Origin of the sequence: Streptomyces malaysiensis subsp. malaysiensis (assembly GCF_040653035.1) — a bacterium.
In the GTDB taxonomy this organism is placed as follows: domain Bacteria; phylum Actinomycetota; class Actinomycetes; order Streptomycetales; family Streptomycetaceae; genus Streptomyces; species Streptomyces malaysiensis.
In genome coordinates this window covers 78244-101837 of sequence record NZ_JBEZNG010000033.1, presented here as the reverse complement: position 1 = coordinate 101837, position 23594 = coordinate 78244, and the positions used below count along the sequence as shown (strand labels likewise).

At 72.2% G+C, this 23594-nt stretch carries 17 protein-coding genes; 9 read left to right on the top strand and 8 right to left on the bottom strand.

Annotation, left to right across the window (positions count from 1 at the left end):
- Positions 1-417 precede the first annotated feature (417 nt).
- Complete coding sequence (gene trpS / locus AB0E24_RS40380) at positions 418-1437, top strand: tryptophan--tRNA ligase (RefSeq protein WP_359384604.1); 1020 nt, start codon at positions 418-420, stop codon at positions 1435-1437.
- A 72-nt stretch (positions 1438-1509) separates the two neighbouring features.
- Here trpS and proC read toward each other — a convergent pair whose 3' ends face one another.
- Positions 1510-2319 carry a pyrroline-5-carboxylate reductase gene (gene proC, locus AB0E24_RS40375; protein WP_069873493.1) on the bottom strand — a complete coding sequence of 270 codons (810 nt, stop codon included), beginning with the start codon at positions 2317-2319 and terminating at the stop codon, positions 1510-1512.
- A gap of 322 nt (positions 2320-2641) precedes the next feature.
- Here proC and AB0E24_RS40370 point away from each other — a divergent pair, with 322 nt between their 5' ends.
- Positions 2642-3028 carry a hypothetical protein gene (locus AB0E24_RS40370; protein WP_079260598.1) on the top strand — a complete coding sequence of 129 codons (387 nt, stop codon included), beginning with the start codon at positions 2642-2644 and terminating at the stop codon, positions 3026-3028.
- A gap of 178 nt (positions 3029-3206) precedes the next feature.
- Entirely contained in the window at positions 3207-4745 is a 1539-nt protein-coding gene (locus tag AB0E24_RS40365) for a SulP family inorganic anion transporter (protein WP_069873495.1), read from the top strand.
- A 113-nt stretch (positions 4746-4858) separates the two neighbouring features.
- Here the strand turns inward: AB0E24_RS40365 and AB0E24_RS40360 are convergent, their stop codons facing one another.
- The gene (locus AB0E24_RS40360; RefSeq protein ID WP_359384600.1) at positions 4859-5221 is read right to left on the bottom strand and encodes an SH3 domain-containing protein; all 363 of its coding nucleotides are present in this window, start codon (positions 5219-5221) and stop codon (positions 4859-4861) included.
- Between the two features lie 120 nt (positions 5222-5341).
- Here AB0E24_RS40360 and AB0E24_RS40355 point away from each other — a divergent pair, with 120 nt between their 5' ends.
- Both AB0E24_RS40355 and AB0E24_RS40350 read left to right on the top strand, forming a co-directional pair.
- Positions 5342-7675, top strand: coding sequence for a protein kinase domain-containing protein (locus AB0E24_RS40355; protein WP_359384598.1), 2334 nt, complete (start codon positions 5342-5344; stop codon positions 7673-7675).
- A 72-nt stretch (positions 7676-7747) separates the two neighbouring features.
- Positions 7748-9973 (top strand): serine/threonine-protein kinase, encoded by a 2226-nt coding sequence (locus AB0E24_RS40350; RefSeq protein WP_435865377.1) that lies wholly within the window; start codon positions 7748-7750, stop codon positions 9971-9973.
- Here the strand turns inward: AB0E24_RS40350 and ilvD are convergent.
- The 4 genes from ilvD to AB0E24_RS40330 all read right to left on the bottom strand — a co-directional run bounded on the left by ilvD (position 9957) and on the right by AB0E24_RS40330 (position 14628).
- On the bottom strand, positions 9957-11807 hold the full coding sequence (ilvD, locus tag AB0E24_RS40345) for a dihydroxy-acid dehydratase (protein ID WP_359384594.1): 1851 nt from the start codon (positions 11805-11807) through the stop codon (positions 9957-9959). The genes AB0E24_RS40350 and ilvD overlap by 17 nt on opposite strands.
- Positions 11808-12130: 323 nt before the next feature.
- Positions 12131-12760 carry a TetR/AcrR family transcriptional regulator gene (locus AB0E24_RS40340; RefSeq protein ID WP_174885640.1) on the bottom strand — a complete coding sequence of 210 codons (630 nt, stop codon included), beginning with the start codon at positions 12758-12760 and terminating at the stop codon, positions 12131-12133.
- On the bottom strand, positions 12757-13602 hold the full coding sequence (locus tag AB0E24_RS40335) for a sugar phosphate isomerase/epimerase family protein (RefSeq protein WP_069873661.1): 846 nt from the start codon (positions 13600-13602) through the stop codon (positions 12757-12759). The genes AB0E24_RS40340 and AB0E24_RS40335 overlap by 4 nt, the downstream gene beginning before the upstream one ends.
- 96 nt (positions 13603-13698) lie before the next feature.
- Positions 13699-14628: a Ppx/GppA family phosphatase gene (locus tag AB0E24_RS40330; protein ID WP_069873505.1), complete on the bottom strand. Its 930-nt coding sequence runs from the start codon at positions 14626-14628 to the stop codon at positions 13699-13701.
- Positions 14629-14759: 131 nt separating this feature from the next.
- Here AB0E24_RS40330 and AB0E24_RS40325 point away from each other — a divergent pair, with 131 nt between their 5' ends.
- A complete protein-coding gene (locus tag AB0E24_RS40325) occupies positions 14760-15695 on the top strand; it encodes a DUF3109 family protein (protein ID WP_359384591.1) in 936 nt (311 codons plus the stop codon).
- Between the two features lie 115 nt (positions 15696-15810).
- Here the strand turns inward: AB0E24_RS40325 and AB0E24_RS40320 are convergent, their stop codons facing one another.
- Positions 15811-17520: a BACON domain-containing protein gene (locus AB0E24_RS40320; RefSeq protein WP_069873509.1), complete on the bottom strand. Its 1710-nt coding sequence runs from the start codon at positions 17518-17520 to the stop codon at positions 15811-15813.
- A gap of 200 nt (positions 17521-17720) precedes the next feature.
- Here AB0E24_RS40320 and radA point away from each other — a divergent pair, with 200 nt between their 5' ends.
- Both radA and disA read left to right on the top strand, forming a co-directional pair.
- Complete coding sequence (gene radA / locus AB0E24_RS40315; RefSeq protein WP_079258500.1) at positions 17721-19145, top strand: DNA repair protein RadA; 1425 nt, start codon at positions 17721-17723, stop codon at positions 19143-19145.
- A 514-nt stretch (positions 19146-19659) separates the two neighbouring features.
- Positions 19660-20718 carry a DNA integrity scanning diadenylate cyclase DisA gene (disA, locus tag AB0E24_RS40310; protein ID WP_069873662.1) on the top strand — a complete coding sequence of 353 codons (1059 nt, stop codon included), beginning with the start codon at positions 19660-19662 and terminating at the stop codon, positions 20716-20718.
- A 411-nt stretch (positions 20719-21129) separates the two neighbouring features.
- On the opposite strand, the gene AB0E24_RS40305 is transcribed toward disA, so the two are convergent.
- Positions 21130-21987 (bottom strand): hypothetical protein, encoded by an 858-nt coding sequence (locus tag AB0E24_RS40305; protein ID WP_359384588.1) that lies wholly within the window; start codon positions 21985-21987, stop codon positions 21130-21132.
- 292 nt (positions 21988-22279) lie between these two features.
- Between AB0E24_RS40305 and AB0E24_RS40300 the strand changes: the two genes are divergently transcribed.
- Complete coding sequence (locus AB0E24_RS40300) at positions 22280-23206, top strand: iron-sulfur binding domain-containing protein (RefSeq protein ID WP_069873517.1); 927 nt, start codon at positions 22280-22282, stop codon at positions 23204-23206.
- Positions 23207-23594 lie beyond the last annotated feature (388 nt).

Below are 23594 nucleotides of genomic sequence, written 5' to 3'. Positions count from 1 at the left end.
CTTCCGGCGTGTCCACCACTTTAGCGGATTCCCCCGGATGCTCATAATCGAGTTCCCCGGTCCGAATTCCGGCATGCCGAAATCCATCCCGATGAAGGGCCGTGCAGTAGTGGTTTGCCGCCGGTGCGGCTCAAGTGGTTGTCGCGTTTCCCCGTAGGGCTCCGTGGCAACCCGGTGAACACTACACGACGCCCCGAGGACCATCAAACTCATGGCCGAGCCCCCTGCCAGGGCGTACTCTCCATGGCATGACGAGCGCATGTGTTCACCCACGGTGGTGGGCCGCCTGACGGCGGCCGCCTCATCAACACATGCGCAACCACGGCCGCCGCTCCGGCGGCCGTTCGCGTATCTCCCTCTCCGCGAATCCCGGCCGACCGGGTCGGCGGCCCCGACACAGCGGGAGATGGCGGAGAGATGACAGAGACGAAGACGGCACGGCGCCGGATCTTCAGTGGGGTCAAACCGAGCGGGCATCTGACCCTCGGGAATTACCTCGGGGCCGTACGCCGGTGGGCCCAGGAGGACCAGCACCGCGCCGACGCGCTGTTCTGCGTCGTCGATCTGCACGCGCTCACGGTGGAGCACGATCCGGCGCGGGTGCGGCGGCTCACCCGGCAGGCCGCCACGCTGCTGCTGGCCTCGGGGCTCGACCCCGAGCACTGCACGCTGTTCGTACAGAGCCATGTGGACGAGCACGCGCGGCTGTCCTATCTCATGGAGTGCACCGCCACCGACGGCGAGATGCGGCGGATGATCCAGTACAAGGAGAAGGCCGCGCGGGAGCAGGCGAGGGGGCGGAGCGTACGGCTGTCGCTGCTCACCTATCCGGCGCTGATGGCGGCCGACATCCTCGTATACGGAACGCATGAGGTGCCGGTCGGCGAGGACCAGACCCAGCATGTGGAGGTGGCCCGGGATCTGGCGCAGCGGTTCAACCAGCGGTACGGACCGGTTTTCACCGTGCCCCGGGCCACCAATCCAAGGGTTTCGGCACGGGTGATGGATCTCCAGGACCCGACGTCGAAGATGGGGAAGTCGCATGCGGAGACGGCGGGCATCGTCTATCTGCTCGACGAGCCGGATGTGGTGCGGAAGAAGATCATGCGGGCCGTCACGGACAGCGGAACCGAGGTGCGGTACGACCGGACGGGACAGCCGGGGGTGGCCAATCTGCTGGATGTGCTCGCCTCGTGCACCGACGGCAAGCCGGAGGTGCTGGCCGGGGAGTTCTCCTCGTACGGGGAGTTGAAACGGGCCACGGCGGAGGCGGTGCTGGAACTGTTGCGGCCGCTCCAGGCCCGGCATGCGGAGCTGTGCGCCGACCCGCCGTATGTGGACGGGGTGCTGCGGGCCGGGGCCGAGCGGGCGCGTGACCTGGCCCGGCCCCGGGTGAACGAGGCGTATGCGGCGGTCGGGCTGCTGCCGCCCGCGTGAGTCAGGCGGCTCCCGTTTGACCGGAGCGGTTCGCCCTTGCCGTCGGTCATTCGCCCTTGCCTCGGTCGGACGTCAGCCGTTGCCGGAGGCGAGTTCGCGGCTGCGGTCGCGGGCCGCCTCCAGCGCGGCGATCAGCGCGGCGCGCACCCCGTGGCTCTCCAGCTCGCGGATGGCGTTGATGGTGGTGCCCGCCGGGGAGGTGACGGCCTCCCGCAGCTTGACCGGGTGCTGATCGCTGTCGCGCAGCATCACCGCCGCGCCGATGGCCGCCTGGACGATCAGGTCATGGGCCTTGTCACGGGGCAGGCCCAGCAGGATGCCCGCGTCGGTCATCGCCTCGACCAGGAAGTAGAAGTACGCCGGGCCGGAGCCGGAGAGGGCGGTCGCGGCGTCCTGCTGGGACTCGGGGACGCGCAGCGTCTTGCCGACACCGCCGAAGATCGCCTCGGTGTGGGCGAGGTGCTCCTCGGTGGCGTGGCTGCCCGCCGAGATGACGGACATGGCCTCGTCGACCAGTGCGGGGGTGTTGGTCATGACGCGGACGACCGGGGTGCCCGCGGCCAGGCGCGCCTCGAAGAAGGAGGTGGGGATGCCGGCGGCGCCGGAGACGATCAGCCGGTCGGTGGGGACATGGGGGGCGAGCTCGTCGAGCAGGGCGCCCATGTCCTGCGGTTTGACGGTGAGGATGAGGGTGTCGGCGGACTTGGCGGCCTCGGGGTTGGATACGGCCTCGACGCCGTAGCGCGACCGGAGCTCCGCTGCGCGCTCGGGGCGGCGCGCCGTGACCAGCAGATCGGACGGCGACCAGCCGCCGCGGATCATTCCGCTGAGAAGGGCTTCGCCGATCTTTCCCGTGCCGAGCACGGCGACCTTCTCCGTCATGGTGCGGCTCTCCTCATGCCTGTTCGGTATGTCTGTTCGGTTTCGCGCTGTGGTGCGTGTGTGTTCTCCGCCATCTTCGCACGAGTGGCGCATTCTCCTTGTCTCTTATGAATTACTTATTCGTCGTTCGATGAATTAAATTTTACGCGCCATCCGGCGTGACGTGATAAGCGCTTTGCGCCAGCGCCAACCAGGGCGCCCGGAACGAAGCAGTCCTGTTCGATGACCCCGTGTTCACAAGTCGGTTACATATCGACTTGCAAACGGTCACAGTCCCATGGACACAATGGGGGTCGCTGTCTATACGTACGGGAAGGGGGCGATGGTGAGGACCGTCCGGCTTACCGCTCACGCACTGGTTACAGCGGTAGCCGTATTGCTTGCCCTCTTCATCGCGGCCGATTCCGCGTCCGCACAGGTCATCCATCCCGAAGCAATCAGCGCGAGCGCAGCAGCCGATCCACGGCCGGCCTCGGAGACATTGGTCTTCGCGCATGGCGACAACGGAACAGTGGACTGCAAGGGGCTTCGCGGACGAACCCCGCTCACCGCTCCCACACCGAGCGGCAAATACGGATGTGTGTGCGGTTGCGATGCCGGTATTCCGGCGCCGCGTACCGCTATCTCCACATCGGTCACCGGACGGCAGGCCGTTCCGGTGTCGAGATCGGGCGAGCTGCCCGTCATCCTCCAGATCTTCCGCTGCTGAGTGCTACACCGCCGTAGCCCGGCGGTCCGTCCCACGCGCTTTCCCACGCTTTTCTCGCGTCTCGCAGCTAGCGATCTCAACCGCCAGCGACCGATTCCATCGATCCCACTGACGTAGCGCTATGCCGTGCCCCCGCCTGCCCATGAGCCGGTGACGGGGCGCACTGGAGGCAACCCTCATGCGAAACTCTCTTCTTGACCGTTTCCGTGGTGCCCGAGGCACCTCAGGCTCATCCGGCGCCGGTACGTTCCGCGCCGACTTCACCGCTTCACTCGTCGTCTTCCTCGTTGCCGTCCCCCTGTGCGTGGGGGTGGCGGTGGCCTCCGGTGTACCGGCCGAACTCGGCCTGATCACCGGCATCGTGGGCGGGCTGATCACCGGTTTCCTGCCGGGCAGCAGCCTTCAGGTCTCCGGCCCGGCCGCCGGTCTGACCGTGCTGGTCTACGAGGCCGTGGAGGAATACGGCGTCGCCGCGCTCGGCGTCCTCGTCCTGATCTCCGGACTGCTCCAGCTGGCCATGGGCGCGCTCGGCCTAGGCCGCTGGTTCCGGGCGATCTCCGTCGCCGTGGTGCAGGGCATGCTCGCGGGCATCGGCCTGGTGCTGATCGCCGGGCAGCTGTACGCGCTCGCCGACGCCAAGGCGCCGAGCAGCGGGCTCGACAAAATCTTCGGCATCCCGGAGCTCATCGGGGACGTGGCCGGATCCGGTGACGCCCTGAAGGCGGTCGCCGTGGGCGTCGGCACGATCGCGGTGCTGGTGCTGTGGCCGCGTTTCCGCCAGGGGGCCAAGGTGCTGCCCGCGCCGCTGGCGGCCGTCGCACTCGCCACGGCCGCGACCGCGATCTTCGACCTGCCGATCGCGCGGGTCGAGGTCAAGGGCCTGCTGGACGCGGTCCAGCCGCCCGGTGGCAGTGAGTTCGCGGCCCTCGCCGAGGTGGGTGTCATCGGCACCGTGCTCGCCTTCACGCTGATCGCCTCGGCCGAGAGCCTGTTCAGCGCCGCGGCCGTGGACCGGCTGCACGACGGTGCGCGCACCGACTACAACAAGGAGCTCATGGCGCAGGGCGCGGGCAACGCGGTGTGCGGTGTCCTCGGTGCGCTGCCGATGACCGCGGTGATCGTGCGGAGCGCGGCCAATGTCCAGGCCGGTGCGAAGACCAAGGCGTCGCGGGTGCTGCACGGTGTATGGCTGCTGATCTTCGCGGTGCTCTTCCCCGCTGCCCTGGGCATCATCCCGGTGGCGACGCTCGCCGGTGTGCTGGTCTACTCCGGCTGGAAGCTGATCCCGACCAAGGACCTGGTGCCGCTGTGGCGGACCCACCGCGGTGAGGCGATCATCCTGATCGTCACCGCAGGGGCGATCGTGATCACCAATATGTTCGAGGGCGTGATCATCGGTCTGCTGATGGCCGTGGCCAAGACGGCCTGGGAGACCTCGCATGTGCATGTCGAGGTCAGCGGGCGCGAGGACGGGGACGGGAACGGGGACGGCGACAAGCCCCTGTACGTCCGGGTGCGCGGCAACGCGACCTTCCTGCGGCTGCCCAAGCTGCTGGACGAGTTGGAGGGCCTGCCCCGTGAGCGGGAGGTGGAGCTCGACCTGACCGGGCTGCGCCATGTGGACCACGCCTGCGAGATGGCGCTGGCCACCTGGACCGAGCGGCACAACGCCGTGGTCAAGCGGGACGCCGCCGTGGAAACGCAGGTCCCGGCCTAACGGCGCCCGCGTCGGACACTCCCCCTTCTTCGGGGACACTCCCCCTTCCGCCACCCCCGGCCCCCGGCGCCGCCCTCGCGGCGCCGGGGGCCGGCTGCGCTCCGGGCCGTGGCTCAGCCGCAGGGCACGGTGACGAAACCGTCGCTGCCGGTCTTCACATACGCGTCGGAGACGTACTGACCCGGGGCGATGTTGTCCCAGATGTCCGAGGTGCCGTAGGGCCCCGACACCTTCTGGCCGTGCCGCTGGCAGCGGATGGGGACACGGCTGTTGTACGGCAGCACCTTGACGACCCTGTAGTTGGTGCCGGGCCCGCTGCGGACGTTCACCTGATAGCCGGGCGCGACCGGATAGGTGATCGCTCCGGCGGCGATCCCGACGGCGTCCGTGGTGGCTTCCGCGGTGTCGTTCGCCGTGTCGTTCGCGGTGTCCGCGCCGTCGGTGGCGGCGGTGTCCGCGGTCTCTTCGATGGCCATGTACGGCCCCTCCCCCGTTGAACTTCTTTCCGAAGTTGTGCACATGTCGTGTGAAGTGACACGACATGCGGAGGCTAACAAGGCTCGCACGTGTCATCGACTAGGCTCGCCGAGTCGCGAATGCGGCCGAATTCACGGGGGTGGGGCATGCCGCCGGTGCGCAGAGCCGGGACGGGCCCGGAAGCGGAGGATCCGGAATACGCCGGGCAGTACCGGCTCGAGGCACGCCTCGGATCGGGCGGCATGGGCGTGGTCCATCTGGCCCGTTCACCCTCGGGACGGCGGCTCGCGGTGAAGGTCGTCCATGCCGAGTACGCCGAAGACCCCGAGTTCCGGGCGCGGTTCCGGCAGGAGGTGGCGGCCGCCCGGCGGGTCAGCGGCGCGTTCACGGCGCCCGTGGTGGATGCCGACCCGCAAGCGCCGAGGCCCTGGATGGCCACCCTCTACATCCCCGGCCCGACCCTCGCCGAACACGTCAAGCGGAGCGGCCCGTTGCCGCCGGACGACACGGTGCAGCTGGCCGCGGGGCTCGCGGAGGCGCTGCGGGACATCCATCGGGTGGGCGTGGTGCACCGCGATCTCAAGCCGAGCAATGTGCTGCTCGCGGCGGACGGCCCGAAGGTCATCGACTTCGGCATCTCCCGGCCGGCCGACAGCGAACTGCGCACCGAGACCGGGAAGTTGATCGGCACTCCGCCGTTCATGGCGCCGGAGCAGTTCCAGCGGCCGCGTGCGGTGGGCCCGGCGGCGGATGTGTTCGCGCTGGGGTCGGTGCTGGTGCACGCGGCCACCGGGCGGGGGCCGTTCGAGTCCGAGAGTCCGTACATCGTGGCGTACCAGGTGGTGCACGACGAGGCGGATCTGGCGGGGGTGCCGGATGAGCTGCTGCCGCTGATCCAGCGGTGCCTGGCCAAGAACCCCGAGGAACGCCCCACGCCCGACGCCCTGATGACGGTCCTGCGCGCCGTCCGCGGCCCCCACGCGCCGGCGCCGCGCGGACCGGTTCCGCTGGTGCCGCAGCAGCGGACGCCGGAGCCGCACTCCCTGCCGGGTGGGCGCGCGGAGCGGGACGGCGGCGGCGCCACGGATACGCATGTGAAGGCGGCATCCGGCGAGTCGGCGCCCCGGCTCGCGGAGGGCACGCCGGAACCGGTGGCGGACGAGTCGGGGACGGATGGATCGCTGACCAACGAATCGGTCGCGGACGAGCCGGGGACGCGGCGCCGGGGCATTCCGCGGTGGACCCTTTCCGGGCTCGCGGCCGCCGTGCTGCTCGGCGCGGCGGGCACGGCCGTCGCGCTGCGCCCGTTCGACGGCAGGGACTCCTCCGGCGGCGGCCGGCCGCGGATCAGCGCCGCGACCGCGGAGGCGTGGCGCCCCTGGGTCACCGGGCTGGAGGCCGGAAAGTCCGCGGGTTCGGGGGCGCGGCCCGCGTTCTGCTCGTACGGAGCGGACGCGCTGTACTGCTCCCGGCGCGGTGTCGAGGTCGCCCGGGTCGATCCGGACGACGGCCGGGTGGTCTGGTCGCGCCCGTCCGCGGCGGGGCGCCCCGGCGAGGGCGAGGCGATCTCCGCTCCCGTGTTCTCCGGTGGTCTGGTGCGGACGGTGTCCCCGGACGGCGGGCGGCTGCGGGCGCTCGACCCCACGACCCACCGCGTGCGCTGGAGCCGTGATGTGTCCGGTTACGAGGGCGGGGTCTACTCCTCGGGTGACACCGTGCTGCTGGCCGCGCCGGACGGCACGGTCACGGCGGTGAACGGCGCGACGAACAAGGAGCGTTGGAGCCACCCGCTGCCCGGCCACGCCCGGCCCGTCTTCTTCTCGTACGGCGACGGCCGCACGGCGTACGCCGTGACCACCGCGGGCGACGGCTCGCACACGCTGGTCACGGCGGTGGACCCGGTGCGCGGTACGACGCGCTGGCACGCCTCGCTCGACGGCCACCTCACCCCGGCCGGGAGCGGCCCTGGCGGAACGTTGCTGCTGACCGAGTCGGACAGCCGGACCCGTACCACCGCCGTCGTCCGCTACGACCCTGAGCGGCGCGCGGAGCGGCGGGTCGCGCTGTCCGCGCCGGTGTCCGCGTCCGGCGCCGTCACCAGCGGCGACCGGGTGTATGTGCTGGGCGCGGACGGCGGGTTGGTGGCGGTCGACACCGCGCGCGAGGGTTCGGCGAAGGCGCAGCGCTGGCGCCTGGAGACCTCGGTGTCCAACGCCTCGCCCCTGGTGACGGCGGACGGCCGGCTGTACTTCTCGGCGGCGGACGGCCGGCTGCTGGCCGTGGACGCCGAGCGGGGCGAGGTGATCGGCGAGACCCGCTCGCGCGGGGGCGCGGCCGGTCGCGGCTTCCTGGATCTGATGGCGGCGCCGGTGGTGGCGGACGGCAAGGTCTTCGCGACGACCCCGGACGGCACGGTCTTCGCCGTGAACGGGCGCAATCCGGCCGGTTGGTGAGCCACGACCCGGCCTCCGGCGCCAATCGGGCCTAAGGTGACCGCCGATCGTGGGTCGGTGGGGGAGACGGAAATGGCACTGCGCGCCGGGGACCCGGAGTCCATCGGAGGCTACGCACTCGAGCGGCGGCTCGGCCGCGGCGGTATGGGCACGGTGTATCTGGCCCGGTCGCGGTCGGGGCGGCGGCTGGCGCTGAAGGTGGTGCATCAGCAGTTCGCCGACGACGACGAGTTCCGGGTGCGGTTCCGGCAGGAGGTGGCGGCCGCCCGGCGGGTCAGCGGCGCGTTCACCGCGGCCGTCGTGGACGCGGATCCCGATGCCGTACTGCCGTGGATGGCGACCTCGTACGTGCGCGGGCGCACCCTCGCCGAGCGGGTCGCGGCGGACGGTCCGCTGCGCGGTGCCGAGTTGCGGCGGCTGGCGATCGGGCTGGTCGAGGCGTTGCGGGACATCCATCGGGCGGGCGTGGTCCACCGGGATCTGAAACCGGCCAACATCGTGCTGTCCGAAGAGGGCCCCCGCGTGATCGACTTCGGCATCTCCCGGGCGGCGGACCACCAGACCCTGACCATGACGGGCCGGGTCATGGGCACGCCCCCGTTCATGTCGCCGGAGCAGCTGCGCGATCCGCGGGAGGTCGGACCGGAGTCCGATGTGTTCTCGCTGGCGACGGTGGTGGTGTACGCGGCGACCGGCCACAGCCCGTTCGACGCGGACAGCCCGTATATGACGGCCTATCAGGTGGTGTACGAACCGCCGGAGCTGGACGCGGTGACCGGGCCGCTGCGTGACGCGGTCGCGGACTGCCTGGACAAGGATCCGTCCGCGCGCCCCGCGCTGGACGAGCTGCTGGAGCGGCTGGGGAGGCTGCCCGAGGACGATACGGACGCGGTCGGTACGGCCATGGACGGTACGGATAAGGACGATACGGACGCGGATGGCGCGGGCTCGGATGGCGCGGCGCACCCGGTCGGCACCGGTGATCGCGGCACGGACGAGGCCGATGCCGTACCCACCGAAGTCGGCCGTGCGCCGCGCCGTCCCCCGCTCCGGAGCCGCCCCCTGGTGGCCGCCGCGGCGGCCGCGGGCCTGGTCGCCGCTGTCGTGGGGACGATCGTCGTCCTCCGTGCCGGATCCGGACCCGATGGCGGGCCGGACGCCCGCCCCACCACCGGATCCTCGGCCAACTCCGCGCTCCCCTCCGGATGGCGCCCCTGGCAGCGCACGCTCGCCAAGTCCGGCGGCGATGTCATGACCCGTGTCGACGGCACTCCGCGCACGGTCAGCGGGCTGACCGGCCGCCGCTGTCTGGCCTCGGGCACGGATCTGTACTGCGGCGGTTCCGGGGTCGCCCTCACCCGGCTGGACACCCGGGGGCATATGGCCTGGCAGCGGCCGACGAAGCCGGGCGACCTGATCGGGGTGGCCGACGGTCTCGTCCTGGGCACCGTGGAGGCGTCGGACGGCACGACCCGGCTGGAGGGCTACCGCACCGGTGACGGTGAGCGGGTCTGGAAGACCGATATCGGCAGCTCGTACCAGGGGGCGGTGTTCCAGCGGGGGCGCCACCACGCCGTGCTCACCCAGAGCTGGGACGAGGAGACCTTCCAGGCGGTGGATGTGCGCACCGGCGGCACGCTCTGGTCGCGCCGGATCGCCCACGGGCTGAGCTGCGGCCCCGATGTGGTGGCCGGACGCCCTCTCGCAGACTGCGGACCGGTGGAGGACCGGGGCGACCCGGACACCCCGAACCAGCTCTACGCCCTCTCCCCCACCACCGGAGCGCCCGAGCGGATCGCCACGCTCGGCTCGGGCTCATTCCTCGCCGAGCGCTCGGGTGACCTCCTCTATCTGGAGGAGCACGGCGACGACTACACCGATCTGCTGTTCCTCGGCACGGACGGCGGACGGGAGCGCCGGGTGAAGCTGCCCCCGGGGCTCTCCGCCCGGCAGACCACGCCCACGCTGGTGGGCGACACGCTCTACTTCGTACGGCAGAACGGCGAGGTCACCGCCGTCACCACGGCCGGAAAGCGGCTGTGGACCAGGGCGACGCAGGTGGAGTGGCTGGGCCCGCCCGTGGTGTCCGGGCGCCGGGACGCCCTGTATCTGGGCACCGCCGCGGGCCGGGTGATCGCGCTGGACCGCGGGGACGGCCGGGTGCTGTGGCGGGGCGAGGCGCGCACCGACCCCGGTGGCATCCCCGCCGAGCTGACGCTGAACGGGGACGCCCTCACCACGGTCTACGGGTTCGACAGCGTGGAGGCGGCCGGGTCCGACGTCAGCCGAGGAGGCTGACGTCCCGGATCGCGCCCTTGTCCGCGCTGGTGGCCATCGCCGCGTAGGCGCGCAGCGCGGTGGACACCTTGCGCTCGCGGTTCTTCGGGGCGTAGACACCGCCGAGCGCCTCGCGGCGGGCCGCCAGCTCCTCCTCGCTCACCAGGAGTTCGATGGAGCGGCCGGGGATGTCGATGCGGATCCGGTCGCCGTCCTGGACCAGGGCGATGGTGCCGCCGGACGCCGCCTCCGGCGAGGCGTGGCCGATGGAGAGACCCGAAGTGCCGCCGGAGAAGCGGCCGTCGGTGACCAGCGCACACGCCTTGCCCAGGCCGCGGCCCTTGAGGAAGGAGGTGGGGTAGAGCATCTCCTGCATACCGGGGCCGCCCTTGGGGCCCTCGTAGCGGATGACGACGACGTCGCCCTCCTTGACCTGCTTGCCCAGGATCCGCTCGACGGCCTCATCCTGGGATTCGCAGACCACGGCAGGGCCCTCGAAGGTCCAGATGGACTCGTCCACGCCGGCGGTCTTCACCACACTGCCGTCGACGGACAGATTGCCCTTGAGGACGGCGAGTCCGCCGTCCTTGGAGTAGGCGTGCTCCATGTCGCGGATGCAGCCGCCCGCGGCGTCGGTGTCCAGCGAGTCCCAGCGCTCGGACTGCGAGAAGGCGGTGGCGGAGCGCTTGCAGCCGGGGGCCGCGTGCCACAGCTCGACGGCCTCGGCCGAGGGCGAACCGCCGCGCACGTCCCAGGTCTTGAGCCAGTCGGCGAGCGAGGCGCTGTGCACGGAGTGGACGTCCTCGTTCAGCAGCCCGCCGCGGAACAGCTCGCCGAGGATCGCCGGGATGCCGCCCGCGCGATGCACGTCCTCCATGTAGTACGTGCCGCCGGGGGCGACGTTGGGGGCGACCTTGGCCAGACAGGGCACCCGCCGCGAGACCTCGTCGATGTCCTCGAGGTTGTAGTCGAGACCGGCCTCCTGGGCGGCGGCCAGCAGATGCAGGATCGTGTTGGTCGAGCCGCCCATGGCGATGTCGAGCGCCATGGCGTTCTCGAAGGCGGCGCGGGAGCCGATGGAGCGCGGCAGCACGGTGTGGTCGTCCTGCTCGTAGTGGCGCTTGGTGATCTCCACAACGGTGCGGCCCGCGGTCTCGTAGAGCGCCTTGCGGGCGGTGTGGGTGGCCAGCACCGAGCCGTTGCCCGGCAGGGAGAGGCCGATCGCCTCGGTCAGGCAGTTCATCGAGTTGGCGGTGAACATGCCGGAACAGGAGCCGCAGGTCGGGCAGGCGTTGTTCTCGATACGGAGGATGTCCTCGTCCGAGACGCTCTCGTTGACCGCGTCCGAGATCGCGTTGACCAGGTCCAGCTTGCGGACGGTGCCGTCCACGAGCGTGGCCTCGCCCGCCTCCATGGGGCCGCCGGACACGAAGACGGTCGGGATGTTGAGCCGCATCGCGGCCATCAGCATCCCGGGCGTGATCTTGTCGCAGTTGGAGATGCAGATCAGCGCGTCGGCGCAGTGGGCCTCGACCATGTACTCCACGGAGTCGGCGATCAGGTCGCGGGAGGGGAGGCTGTAGAGCATCCCGCCGTGGCCCATGGCGATGCCGTCGTCCACGGCGATGGTGTTGAACTCGCGCGCGATGCCGCCCGCCGCGTGGATCGCCTCGCTCACGATCCGGCCCACCGGCTGGAGGTGGGTGTGGCCGGGCACGAACTCGGTGAAGCTGTTGGCCACGGCGACGATCGGCTTGCCGAAGTCCTCGCGCGCTACGCCGGAAGCCTGCATAAGGGCGCGGGCGCCCGCCATGTTTCGGCCGTGGGTGACGGTGCGAGACCTCAGCTCGGGCACGGTGCTCGGCTCCCTCGTAGTACGTGCGTCATGCGAATCGGATCAGAGTCTTCTGAGACTACGCCTCTGTCCACGGATCCGGATGGTCCGTCCGGATCCAGAGACGGCCGGGTCACTGTGCGGAGCGGGGGAACGGCGCTGGGTCAGCGGCCGGGTCCGTCGTCGGGCCGGGGTCAGCGGCTGAGGCTGTCGTCGGCTCTGAGTCGGCGGCCGGATCCGTCGTCGGGCCTCGATCAGCGGCCCGGTCCGTTGTCGGCTCTCGATCAGCGGCTGAGTCCGTCGCCGGGCCTCGATCAGGGGCTGAGGCTGTCGTCGGGTCTCGATCAGCTCTCGGTCAGATAGCGCTGGATGGTGGGCCCCACCATGGCCACGATGTCGTCGACCGCCGCCGACGCGATCGGCTCCATCCGGATCACATAGCGCAGCATCGCGATCCCGATGAGATGGCCGGCCGCCAGCTGCGCCCGGAACTCGGGGCTCGGGACGTCCAGCTCACCCGCCATCCGCAGCAGCACCCGGCGCTCGATCATGCCGCGCAGCACCGCGGCGGCGGTCTCGTTCGTCAGCGCGGAGCGCATCACGGCGAGCATGGGCGGCCGGCTGACCGGGTTCTCCCAGATGCCGAACATATAGCGGGCCATCCGCTCGCCCGCGCCCTCCCGGCTGCCGTGCACCGCGTCCGGGGTGCCCATGGCGGGCGCCAGGATCAGCTCGATGGCCGCCTCGAAGACCTGCTCCTTGGTGCCGAAGTAGTGGTGGACCAGGGCCGGGTCCACCTCCGCGGCCTTGGCGATACCGCGGATCGAGGTCTTGTCGTAGCCGCGCGCGGCGAATTCGCCGCGCGCCGCGGTCAGGATCCGGTCGCGGGCCGCGGGGCCCTCGGAGGCGCTGGTACGGGCCGGGCGGCCACGCTTGCGCGGGCCCGTGGCGGGCCCGGATGCGGCGGGGGTCATGAACCGGGCACCACCCTGCTCGGCGGGTTGGCCGAGGTCGGCGAGGCGAGATGCAGCCGGGTGAAGGCCAGGGCCTCCGCCAGATCGGCCTCGCGCTCGGTCGTGGACATGGCACGCCGGGTGTTGACCTCGACGACCACATTGCCGTCGAAACCGGTGGTCGCGAGCCGTTCCAGCAGTTCGGCGCAGGGCTGGGTGCCGCGTCCTGGCACCAGGTGCTCGTCCTTGTTGGAGCCCTGGCCGTCGGCGAGGTGGAGATGGGCCAGCCGGTCGCCCATGCGGTCCACCATCTCCAGGGCGTTCGTACGGGCGGTCGCGGTGTGCGACAGATCGATCGTGAAGTGGCGGTAGTCGTCCTTGGTGACGTCCCATCCCGGGGCGTACGCGAGCATCTCGCGGTCGCGGTAGCGCCACGGGTACATGTTCTCGACCGCGAACCGCACATCGGTCTCATCGGCCATCCGCCAGATTCCGCGGACGAACTCGCGGGCGTAGGCCCGCTGCCACCGGAACGGCGGATGGACCACGACGGTGGACGCGTCCAGCTTCTCGGCGGCCGCCCTCGCCCGCTGGAGCTTCACCCACGGGTCGGTCGACCAGACCCGCTGGGTGATCAGCAGACAGGGGGCGTGCACGGCGAGGATCGGCACCTGGTGGTAGTCCGACAGCCGACGCAGCGCCTCGATGTCCTGGCTGACCGGATCGGTCCACACCATGACCTCGACGCCGTCGTAGCCCAGGCGTGCCGCGATCTCGAAGGCCGTCGCCGTCGACTCCGGATAGACCGAGGCTGTGGACAGCGCGACCTTCGCATCCGGGATGCGCACCACTGGCTCTGTCACGAGGGACAGCGTACGGCGGCTGCTCTCCGCAACCGAACCGCGGCGGTCTTCGCGGCCGAACGGCCGCCGCTTTCCGGCCCCGGTCACGCTCCGTGGTCAGGTGGGCAGATGGTCGAGGCGGCGCAGGATGACGCCCTCGCGCAGCGCCCAGGGGCAGATCTCCAGCTGGTCCACGCCGAACAGATCCATCGCGGCCTCCGCCACCAGCGCCCCGGCCGGGAGCTGCCCGGCCCGGCCCTCGGAGACCCCGGGCAGCTCGGCCCGTTCCTGGGTGGACATGACGGCCAGCTTGGGCACCCACTCCTCCAGCGCCCGGCGGGTGAGCCGGCGCTCCACGTACAGCCCCTCGGCGGAGCGCGCGGCGCCGGTGATCCTGGCCAACTGCTTGAACGTCTTGGAGGTGGCCACCACATGGTCCGGTGCACCATGACGGCTGAAATCGCCGACGCTCCGGGCGATCTCGGCCCGCACATGGCGCCGCAGGGCCCGTATGTCGGCCGTGTCCGGCGGGTCGCCGGGCAGCCAGGATCCGGTCAGCCGGCCGGCCCCCAGCGGCAGCGAGACCGCCGCGTCGGGCTCCTCGTCCATGCCGTACGCGATCTCCAGCGAACCGCCGCCGATGTCCAGGACCAGCAGCTTCCCCGCGGACCAGCCGAACCAGCGGCGGGCGGCCAGAAAGGTGAGCCGCGCCTCGTCCGCGCCGCTGAGCACCTGGAGCCGTACCCCGGTCTCCTCGGTGACCCGGGCCAGGACCTCATCGGCGTTGGACGCCTCGCGGACGGCGGAGGTCGCGAACGGCAGAACGTCCTCGACGCCCTTGTCCTCGGCCGCCTCCAGCGCCTCCATGACCACCGCGACCAGGCGGTCGATGCCTTCGGGGCCGATGGCCCCGTCCCCGTCGAGGAGTTCGGCCAGCCGCAGTTCGGCCTTGTGCGAATGGGCGGGCAGCGGGCGCGCGCCGGGGTGGGCGTCCATCACGAGCAGATGAACTGTATTCGAACCCACGTCGAGGACACCGAGTCTCATGACGTGAACGCTACTGCTCCCACCTTGGTGTCATGCACAGGTCCCCCGCGATCTAGCGCAGCGGCGGCGCCGCCGGGTGTACGCGGTCCCCACCTTCGGCTTTTCGCCGGGCGGCCGCCTACCCTTGCACCGTGGCAAAGACGAAAAAGGCGAAGCGGGACAAAGGCCGGAAGAACGCCCTGGAGTGGGCGGCCGAGGAGCCGAACACGTCCGAGGCCGTGGATGCCGGGACCGGGGGCGCCGGGACCGGGGCCGCCGGGACCGGGGCCGCCGGGGCTGCCGAGGACGAGGTCGGTCTTGACTTCGCCCGCGCCTGGGTCGAATTCCCCGACCCGGCCGACGACGAACAGCTCTTCCGATGCGATCTGACCTGGCTGACCTCCCGGTGGACCTGCATCTTCGGCCAGGGCTGCCAGGGCATCCAGGCGGGGCGGGCCAGCGACGGCTGCTGCACGCTGGGCGCGCACTTCTCCGACGAGGACGACGAGGCGCGGGTCGGACGCCATATGGCCCGGCTGACCCCGGAGATCTGGCAGTTCCACGACGAGGGGCACGCCTCGGGGTGGGTCCAGGAGGACGAGGACGGCGAACGGCAGACCCGGCGCCACAAGGGCTCATGCATCTTCCAGAACCGGCCGGGCTTCGCGGGCGGCGCGGGCTGCGCACTGCACATCCTGGCGCTGCGGGAGGGTCGCGAGCCGCTTGAGACCAAGCCCGACGTCTGCTGGCAGCTGCCGGTACGCCGGTCCTACGACTGGATCGACCGGCCGGACGACACCCGGGTGCTGCGGATCACCATCGCCGAGTACGACCGCCGCGGCTGGGGGCCTGGCGGCCACGATCTGCACTGGTGGTGCACGTCGGCCACCTCGGCGCACGGCGGCGGGGAGCCGGTGTTCCGCTCGTACCGGCCGGAGCTCACGGAGCTGATGGGCAAGGGCGGCTACGACCGACTGGTCGAGCTGTGCGAACAGCGCATGGCGTCCTCGCTACCGCTGCTGGCGCCGCACCCGGCGGATCCAAGAGGTCCGATGGATTCGGCACACCCGACGGGTGGGACTGACTGACGCGGGCGATGCAGCCGCGCTGGGCCACCCCCCGTCCGGCCGATCCAACCGTCGATGCGCGTGTCGTGTCCGTCAGCGCCGTCAGCGCCGTCAATCGACGTTCCCGGGCCGTGGCTCAGCGTTTCGCGGCGGGGGCGTCGGGGGGCGTGGGCGAGGGGTTGCCCGGTGCCGAGGTCGGGTCGCCGGAGGGGTCCGTGGGGGTGGGCGTGGGGTCGGGGGCCGTGCCCCGGCCCTCGATCCGCACCACCGCGCCCGCCGGGTCCACCGAGACCCGTGCGCTCCAGTGCCCGGCTGGTTCCCGGCCATGGTCCACCGAGACCGTGATGGTGCTGGAGTCGCCGGGCCGCAGCACCCCGGACGCGTGGTTCAGCCGGAGCCAGGACGCCTCGGCGGAGGCCGACCAGTGGACCGGTGCGCCGCCGGACGCGGTGAGTGTGATGACCGTCACCTCGCCCTCGGGGTGTGCCGTGACCGTGAGCCGCCCCGGGCCGGGGACCGGCCGGGAGGGTCCGGAGCCGTCCCCGGGGCGGCCGCCACCGGCCGGGGAGCCGTCATGGTGCGAGGCGCCGCCCTTGTGGCCCGGCCGCCGCACCGCGCCGTCCGCGCCGAGGACCTCGACCGACACATCCGACGCCCCCCGGCCCGCCCTGGTGCTCCGCGGGCCGGAGCCGATCCGGGTGCCGGAACGGTCCTGCGCGCTGCCGGTCTGCTCGTACGAGCGACGGGCGGGCCGCTCCTGACCGGCCGGGGCCTGGTCCGCGCCGTCCACGTCGGCGGCGGCCACGGAGTCCGTGTCGCGCTCGTCACCGGCGAGCGGGGCGCCCCGGTAGGCGGCCCACAGCGCGAGCACCGGGGCCGCCACGACCGCGGCGACCACCGTCGTGGTCATCGCGCGGCTGCGCATCCGGCTACGGCGGGCGGCCCGGTCCTGGGGCTCCAGGGGGAAGCCGCGCCGGTCGAACCGCGGCCCGGCGCCCACGCGGGCTGGGCGCCCGCCGAGCGCGCTCAGCATCGCGGCGTGCACGGCGGCGCGGGGTGCCTCCAGCACCGGCAGCGCGGCGGGCGCGGCGGCCGTACCGGGCCAGGGTCCGTCGGCCGTGGCGCGCTCGGCCATCCGGCGGCACTCGCGGCAGTCGTCCACATGGCGCACCAGCTCACGGCGGAGCGCGGCGGAGAGCAGCACCTGGGTGTCGCCCGCGAGCCGCGCGACGACCGGGCAGTGGCCGAGCTCGACGACGGCGAGCGCGGCGCGGGTCCGCTCGACCTCGCAGGCGGCGCTGGAGAGCAGGGCGCGGGTCTCCTCCCGGTCCTTGCCGAGCACGGCGGCCACCTCGGAGGGGCCCAGCCGGTGGCGCACCGCGAGCTCGAGCGCCTCGCGCTGCTCGGCGGTGGTCCCGGCGGCCTCCGGCCAGGCCAGCGCGGCCAGTTCGCGGCGGCGCTGGGCGGCGATGGGCTCGGGCAGCCCGGCCTCGTCGCCGTCGCCCGGGGTGTCCGTCCCCGAACGGCCGCGGCGCTCGGCCAGTTTGCGCAGACAGGCCCAGCGGGCGACCGCGTAGAGCCAGGGGCGGGAGAGCTCGCCCGCCTCGTTCACCCGGCCGCGCCCCCGGCCGGGGCGGCGCTCGGCGACCGCCAGCACATCGCCCACCGCGACGGCGGCGGCGTCGTGCTCGCACAGGGCCGACAGACAGTAGGTGAACAGGCCGTCGAGATACGGCTCGTAGCGTTCGGGAGGCCGCTGGGGGCGGGTGGTGGTGGAGCGGGGCGCACGGCGCCGCGCCCGCTGTGCGCCGGTGGGCTGTGTCGAGTGCTCGGACCTGCTGCTCATCACCCGGTGACGGTAGGCGGATGATGCAGACTTCCTCGCGCCACTTGCGCTGTTTTAACCCTTACGGGTGACCATCTCCCTCATAAGGGGACAGGTGTCCCACTCCGGTGGCCGCAACCTGCTATGCGCCCCGGCGCCCTCCGGCGGTGCCGTCACCAGCGCCGTTCGGCTCTGTCGGCGGCCGACGCTAGCGTTACGGCATGGCTGCCCGTAGCTCCTCCCGCTCATCCGCCAAGGACCGCCCCTCCTACCGCTGTACGGAGTGCGGCTGGACCACCGCCAAGTGGCTCGGCCGCTGCCCGGAATGCCAGGCGTGGGGCACGGTCGAGGAGTACGGCACGCCCGCGGTGCGGACCACCACGCCCGGCCGGGTCACCTCCGCCGCCCTGCCCATCGGCCAGGTGGACGGCCGTCAGGCCACCGCGCGGACCACGGGCGTGGACGAGCTCGACCGGGTGCTCGGCGGCGGGCTGGTCCCCGGCGCCGTCGTGCTGCTCGCCGGGGAGCCCGGGGTCGGCAAGTCCACCCTGCTGCTGGACGTGGCGGCCAAGGCCGCCTCCGAGGAGCGCCGCACGCTCTACATCACCGGTGAGGAGTCGGCGAGCCAGGTGCGGCTGCGCGCCGACCGCATCGGCGCGCTCAGCGACCATCTCTACCTGGCCGCCGAGACCGACCTCTCCGCGGTCCTCGGCCACCTCGACTCGGTCAAGCCCTCGCTGCTGGTCCTGGACTCGGTGCAGACCGTCGCCTCGCCCGAGATCGACGGCGCGCCGGGCGGGATGGCGCAGGTGCGCGAGGTGGCCGGGGCGCTCATCCGCGCGTCCAAGGATCGCGGGATGTCCACCCTGCTGGTGGGCCATGTCACCAAGGACGGCGCCATCGCGGGGCCCCGGCTGCTGGAGCATCTGGTCGATGTCGTCCTGCACTTCGAGGGCGACCGGCACGCCCGGCTGCGCCTGGTCCGCGGGGTGAAGAACCGCTACGGGGCGACGGACGAGGTCGGCTGCTTCGAGCTGCACGACGAGGGCATCACGGGGCTCGCCGACCCCTCCGGGCTGTTCCTCACCCGCCGTGACGAGCCGGTGCCGGGCACCTGTCTGACGGTCACCCTGGAGGGCCGCCGGCCGCTGGTGGCCGAGGTGCAGGCGCTCACCGTTGACTCCCAGATCCCCTCCCCCCGCCGCACCACCTCCGGTCTGGAGACCTCCCGGGTCTCGATGATGCTCGCCGTGCTGGAGCAGCGCGGCCGGATCAGCGCGCTGGGCAAACGGGACATCTACAGCGCCACGGTGGGCGGGGTGAAGCTGTCCGAGCCCGCCGCGGACCTCGCGGTGGCGCTCGCGCTGGCCAGCGCCGCCAGTGACACCCCGCTGCCCAAGAACCTGGTGGCGGTGGGCGAGGTGGGGCTCGCGGGCGAGGTCCGGCGGGTCACCGGCGTACAGCGGCGGCTGTCGGAGGCGGCCCGGCTCGGCTTCACCCACGCCCTGGTGCCGGGCGATCCGGGCCGGATACCGGACGGGATGCGGGTGCTGGAGGTCGCGGACATCGGGGACGCGCTGCGGGTGCTGCCGCGGCGGCGGGAGCGTGGCGAGAAGGCGCGGGCGGAAGCGGAGGGCAATGGCTGAGGTGAACGGTGGCTGCGACTGCGACTGCGACTGCGACTGCGACTGCGACTGCGACGAACGGTGGCTGAGGCAGCGGGCCATGTCCGTGTCCGAGGTGGCGGGCCGTGTCCGAGCCGATGGCGGCGGGCCGTGTCCGAGGTGGCGGTGGCGGGCCGTGCGAACGTGGTGGCCCCCGGCCGAGGCGGCGGTCCGTGGCTGAGGCACCGTCGGAGCACCCGCGGGAGCATGGCCGAGCGCACAGCCGAGTGCGCTGGTGAGGGCGTGCGGCAGGGGGTGGCGAGCCGGGTGGCGCGCGGCCCAGGGGGAGTCACACTCCGCTTCACGGCTACGGGCGTACGCCGGGAGACCCCACGGGACGCCGGTGGCCGCCGGTAGACTTTGCCCTGGTCTCGCCCATACGTGGCCTCGCGCATCGGCATGGCAGGGCGACTCGTGGCACCGACAGACCTTGCGACGGAGGAGTGCAGTGGCAGCAGGCGACCGGGCAACGGCACCCGGCAAGGCCGACGGTCTGATGCGTGCCTCCCTGAGCGCGGTCGCGCCCGGCACGGCGCTGCGCGACGGCCTCGAGCGCGTTCTCCGGGGAAACACCGGCGGGCTGATCGTGCTCGGCACCGACAAGACCGTCGAGTCGCTGTGTACCGGCGGCTTCGTCATCGACGTCGAGTTCACCGCGACCCGGCTGCGCGAGCTGTGCAAGCTGGACGGCGCGCTGGTCCTCGACAAGGACATCACCAAGATCGTGCGGGCCGGGGTGCAGCTGGTGCCCGACGCGGCGATCCCCACCGAGGAGACCGGCACCCGGCACCGCACCGCGCAGCGCGTCTCCATCCAGACGGGGTTCCCGGTGGTCTCGGTCAGCCAGTCGATGCGGCTGATCGCGCTGTATGTGGACGGTCAGCGGCGGGTCCTGGAAGATTCGGCGGCGATCCTGTCCCGCGCCAACCAGGCGCTGGCCACGCTGGAGCGCTACAAGCTCCGCCTCGACGAGGTGGCGGGCACGCTCTCGGCGCTGGAGATCGAGGACCTGGTCACCGTCCGGGATGTGAGCGCGGTCGCACAGCGGCTGGAGATGGTTCGCCGCATCGCCACCGAGATCGCGGAGTACGTGGTCGAGCTGGGCACCGACGGCCGGCTGCTCTCCCTCCAGCTGGACGAGCTGATCGCGGGCGTGGAGCCGGAGCGTGAGCTGGTGGTGCGGGACTACGTCCCCGAGCCGACCGCCAAGCGCACCCGTACGGTGACCGACGCGCTCGCCGAGCTGGACCGGCTGACCCACGCCGAGCTGCTCGAACTCCCCATCGTGGCCCGGGCGCTGGGGTACACCGGCTCGCCCGAGACCCTCGACTCGGCGGTCTCGCCGCGCGGCTTCCGGCTGCTGGCGAAGGTGCCGCGGCTTCCGGGCGCCATCATCGAGCGGCTCGTGGAGCACTTCGGGGGCTTGCAGAAGCTGCTGGCGGCGAGCGTGGACGACCTCCAGATGGTGGACGGCGTGGGCGAGGCCCGCGCGCGCTCGGTCCGCGAGGGCCTGTCGCGGCTGGCCGAGTCGTCCATCCTGGAGCGGTACGTCTAGTTCTGGGCGGGCCGTACGTCTGTGGGGTGCGCGGTGGGTCTTTCCCCTCCCCGCCCCTTCCCGTAACCATGGGCTCCGCCCCTGGACCCCAAAGCCCGCGCCGCAGCCCCGCCATGCCGCAGCCCCGCCATGCGGCAGCGCCGCAGGAGCGGGCAGCCTAGCCACGGCTGCCCGGGCCGCAGCCCCGGTTACGGAACCCGGGACGCAACCCCGACCACAGGGCCCCGGGCGGAGCCCGAGACACAACCCCGGTTACGGGGGCCGGGGCGGAGCTCCGGTTACGGGGAGGGGCGGGTGGGGGAGCAGGCCGCTGTAGGCGTCGCGGTCCGGCGGGTGGCTGCTGGCCGGGTGGGTTCGGCGGTGGGGCGCGGCGCCCGGCGTGATCGTGGACGCGGCCGCGAAAGCCGCTGGTCAGTCCTTTTCGAGGACGAACGACACCTTCGCCGTGCCGAGGCCGTCCACCTTCACCTCGACCAGATAGGTGCCGGACTTGGCCGACGCGCTGCCCGACGGGGTGGCGCAGTGCTCGGCGCTGCGCTTGCGGTCCCACTCCACGGTGCGCTTGGCCTGGCCGGAGCCCGCCACCTCGATCAGCGCGGAGGCGCTCCCCTCCGGGCAGTCGCCGGAGGCCCAGACGTGGGTGTTCTCGGCGTCGGTGATGGTCAGCGAGGCCGCCGTGCGGCCGAAGTCGACCTTGCAGGAGCTCGACTTGGTGTTCTTCACGACGATCTCGAAGGTGGGCTTCTCGCCCGGCGCCCAGGTGTTCTTGACCTTGGAGTCCTTGACGCTGCGCACCGTCAACTCCGCGTCACCGGAGCGGCAGTCCGGCAGGCTCGACCCGGCGGGCAGGCCCCGCCCGGTCCCGGTGCCGATGCCACCGCCCGCGCCGCCACCGCCCGAAGAGCCACCCGCGCCACCCGCACCGCCGGAGCCGCTGCCGCCGCCGGTGTCCTTACCGCCGTCACCGCCGTCGTCCGAGCCGCCGCCGCTGCCGCCGGAGCCCGAGCCGCCGTTGTCCGACTCGTCGCGTCCGCCCGGCCGTTCGCTGTTGACCGGCCCGGAGGAGGAGGGTCCCGGGGTGATCGTGCTCGCGGGTCCCCCGCCGCCCGATCCCTTGCCCTCGTCACTTCCGCCGCCGCCCGAACCACCCCAGCCGAAGGCCCAGATGACCACGAGAACGATGGCGATGAAAAGGGCGAGCGCAACGGCCCTCCGCCGCCAGTAAATGGAGGAGGGAAGCGGCCCGATCGGATTGCGCAGAGATCCCACGCGGAAACTCTACGAGAGATCGGGAGCGGTACCGGCCAATAACCCCCGCTACGGGCCCTACTTTTCTCATGATCCGACCGGATCCCGCACATGAGGGGTCCACAAGGCGTCCACGAGGTCACCCCGAGATCACCCCGAGATCACGAAAAGACCGCACCCAGGCGCGGCAAGCGTCCATCCGTTCCCTTGTCGGCGCCCGGATCGCACGATTTGGCAACGACTGGAGCGGCTCGACCCGAACGCCCGCGCCCTGGGCCCCGCGAGCCGCCCCGTCGTGTCAGGATCGAGGGCGATGACTGCCATTTCCGCTTCCGCCGTCCCGGCCGCCGCCTCCTCCGACCCCGACGGAGCCGCGCTGCACCGGCCCGTGATCGACTGGTTCGACGCGCACGCGCGCGACCTGCCCTGGCGCCGCCCCGAGGCCGGCGCCTGGGGTGTGATGGTGAGCGAGTTCATGCTCCAGCAGACCCCGGTGAACCGGGTGCTGCCGGTGTACGAGCAGTGGCTCGCCCGCTGGCCGCGCCCCGCCGACCTGGCCGCCGAGCCGCCCGGTGAGGCGGTCCGCGCCTGGGGCCGGCTCGGCTATCCGCGCCGGGCGCTGCGGCTGCACGGCGCCGCGGCCGCCATAAGGGAGCGGCACGGCGGTGACGTGCCGCGTGACCACGCCCAGTTGCTGGCGCTGCCGGGCGTGGGTGAGTACACGGCGGCGGCCGTGGCCTCGTTCGCGTACGGCCAGCGCCATCCGGTGCTGGACACCAATGTCCGCCGGGTGTTCGCGCGCGCGGTCAGCGGTGCGCAGTACCCGCCGAACGCCACCACCGCCGCCGAGCGCAAGCTGGCCCGGCTCCTGCTCCCGGAGGAGGAGCCGACCGCGGCGCGCTGGGCGGCCGCCACGATGGAGCTGGGCGCGCTGATCTGCACGGCCCGCACCCCCGACTGCGCGCGCTGCCCGATCGCCGCGCTGTGCGCCTGGCGTCAGGCCGGTTCCCCGGAGCACGACGGACCGCCGCGGCGCGGCCAGACCTACGCGGGTACGGACCGCCAGGTGCGCGGCAAGCTGCTCGCGGTGTTGCGGGAGGCCGTGACACCGGTGCCGCAGACGACGCTGGATCAGGTGTGGGACGAGCCGGTGCAGCGGGCCCGCGCGCTGGACGGGCTGGTCTCCGACGGGCTGGTCGAGCCGCTTTCCGGCGGGCTCTACCGGCTGCCGCTGACCTGAGAACATCCCTCGTCACGGCCCTGTCTGTGACAGACCTGTGACACCCCCAGGACCCGGTTCTGACACTCCGTCGAACCGGGTTCCGTTGTTACACAACCTATGGATAGCTGTGCGTTCGCCGAGGCGCAGATGCGCATGGCGCCGCAACAGCGCCTCCGTAGCGTCCTTCCCGTGCCGAGCGAAGAGCCGGTCACATCAACGGTGGGGAAGACGCGGCGAGTGAGCCAAAGGGGCGCGTCGCTGTCGTGAGGGAGAGCGCGCGCAGGCCGTGAGGAACGAGCGGCCGAGCACGGTCGACCGTCGACAGGGGGCACCTCCCAGCGGTAGCTGGGGGAGGCGGAAGCACCCCGGAGGCGAACCGAGCCCAAAAAGGCGGATGGAGGCTGCA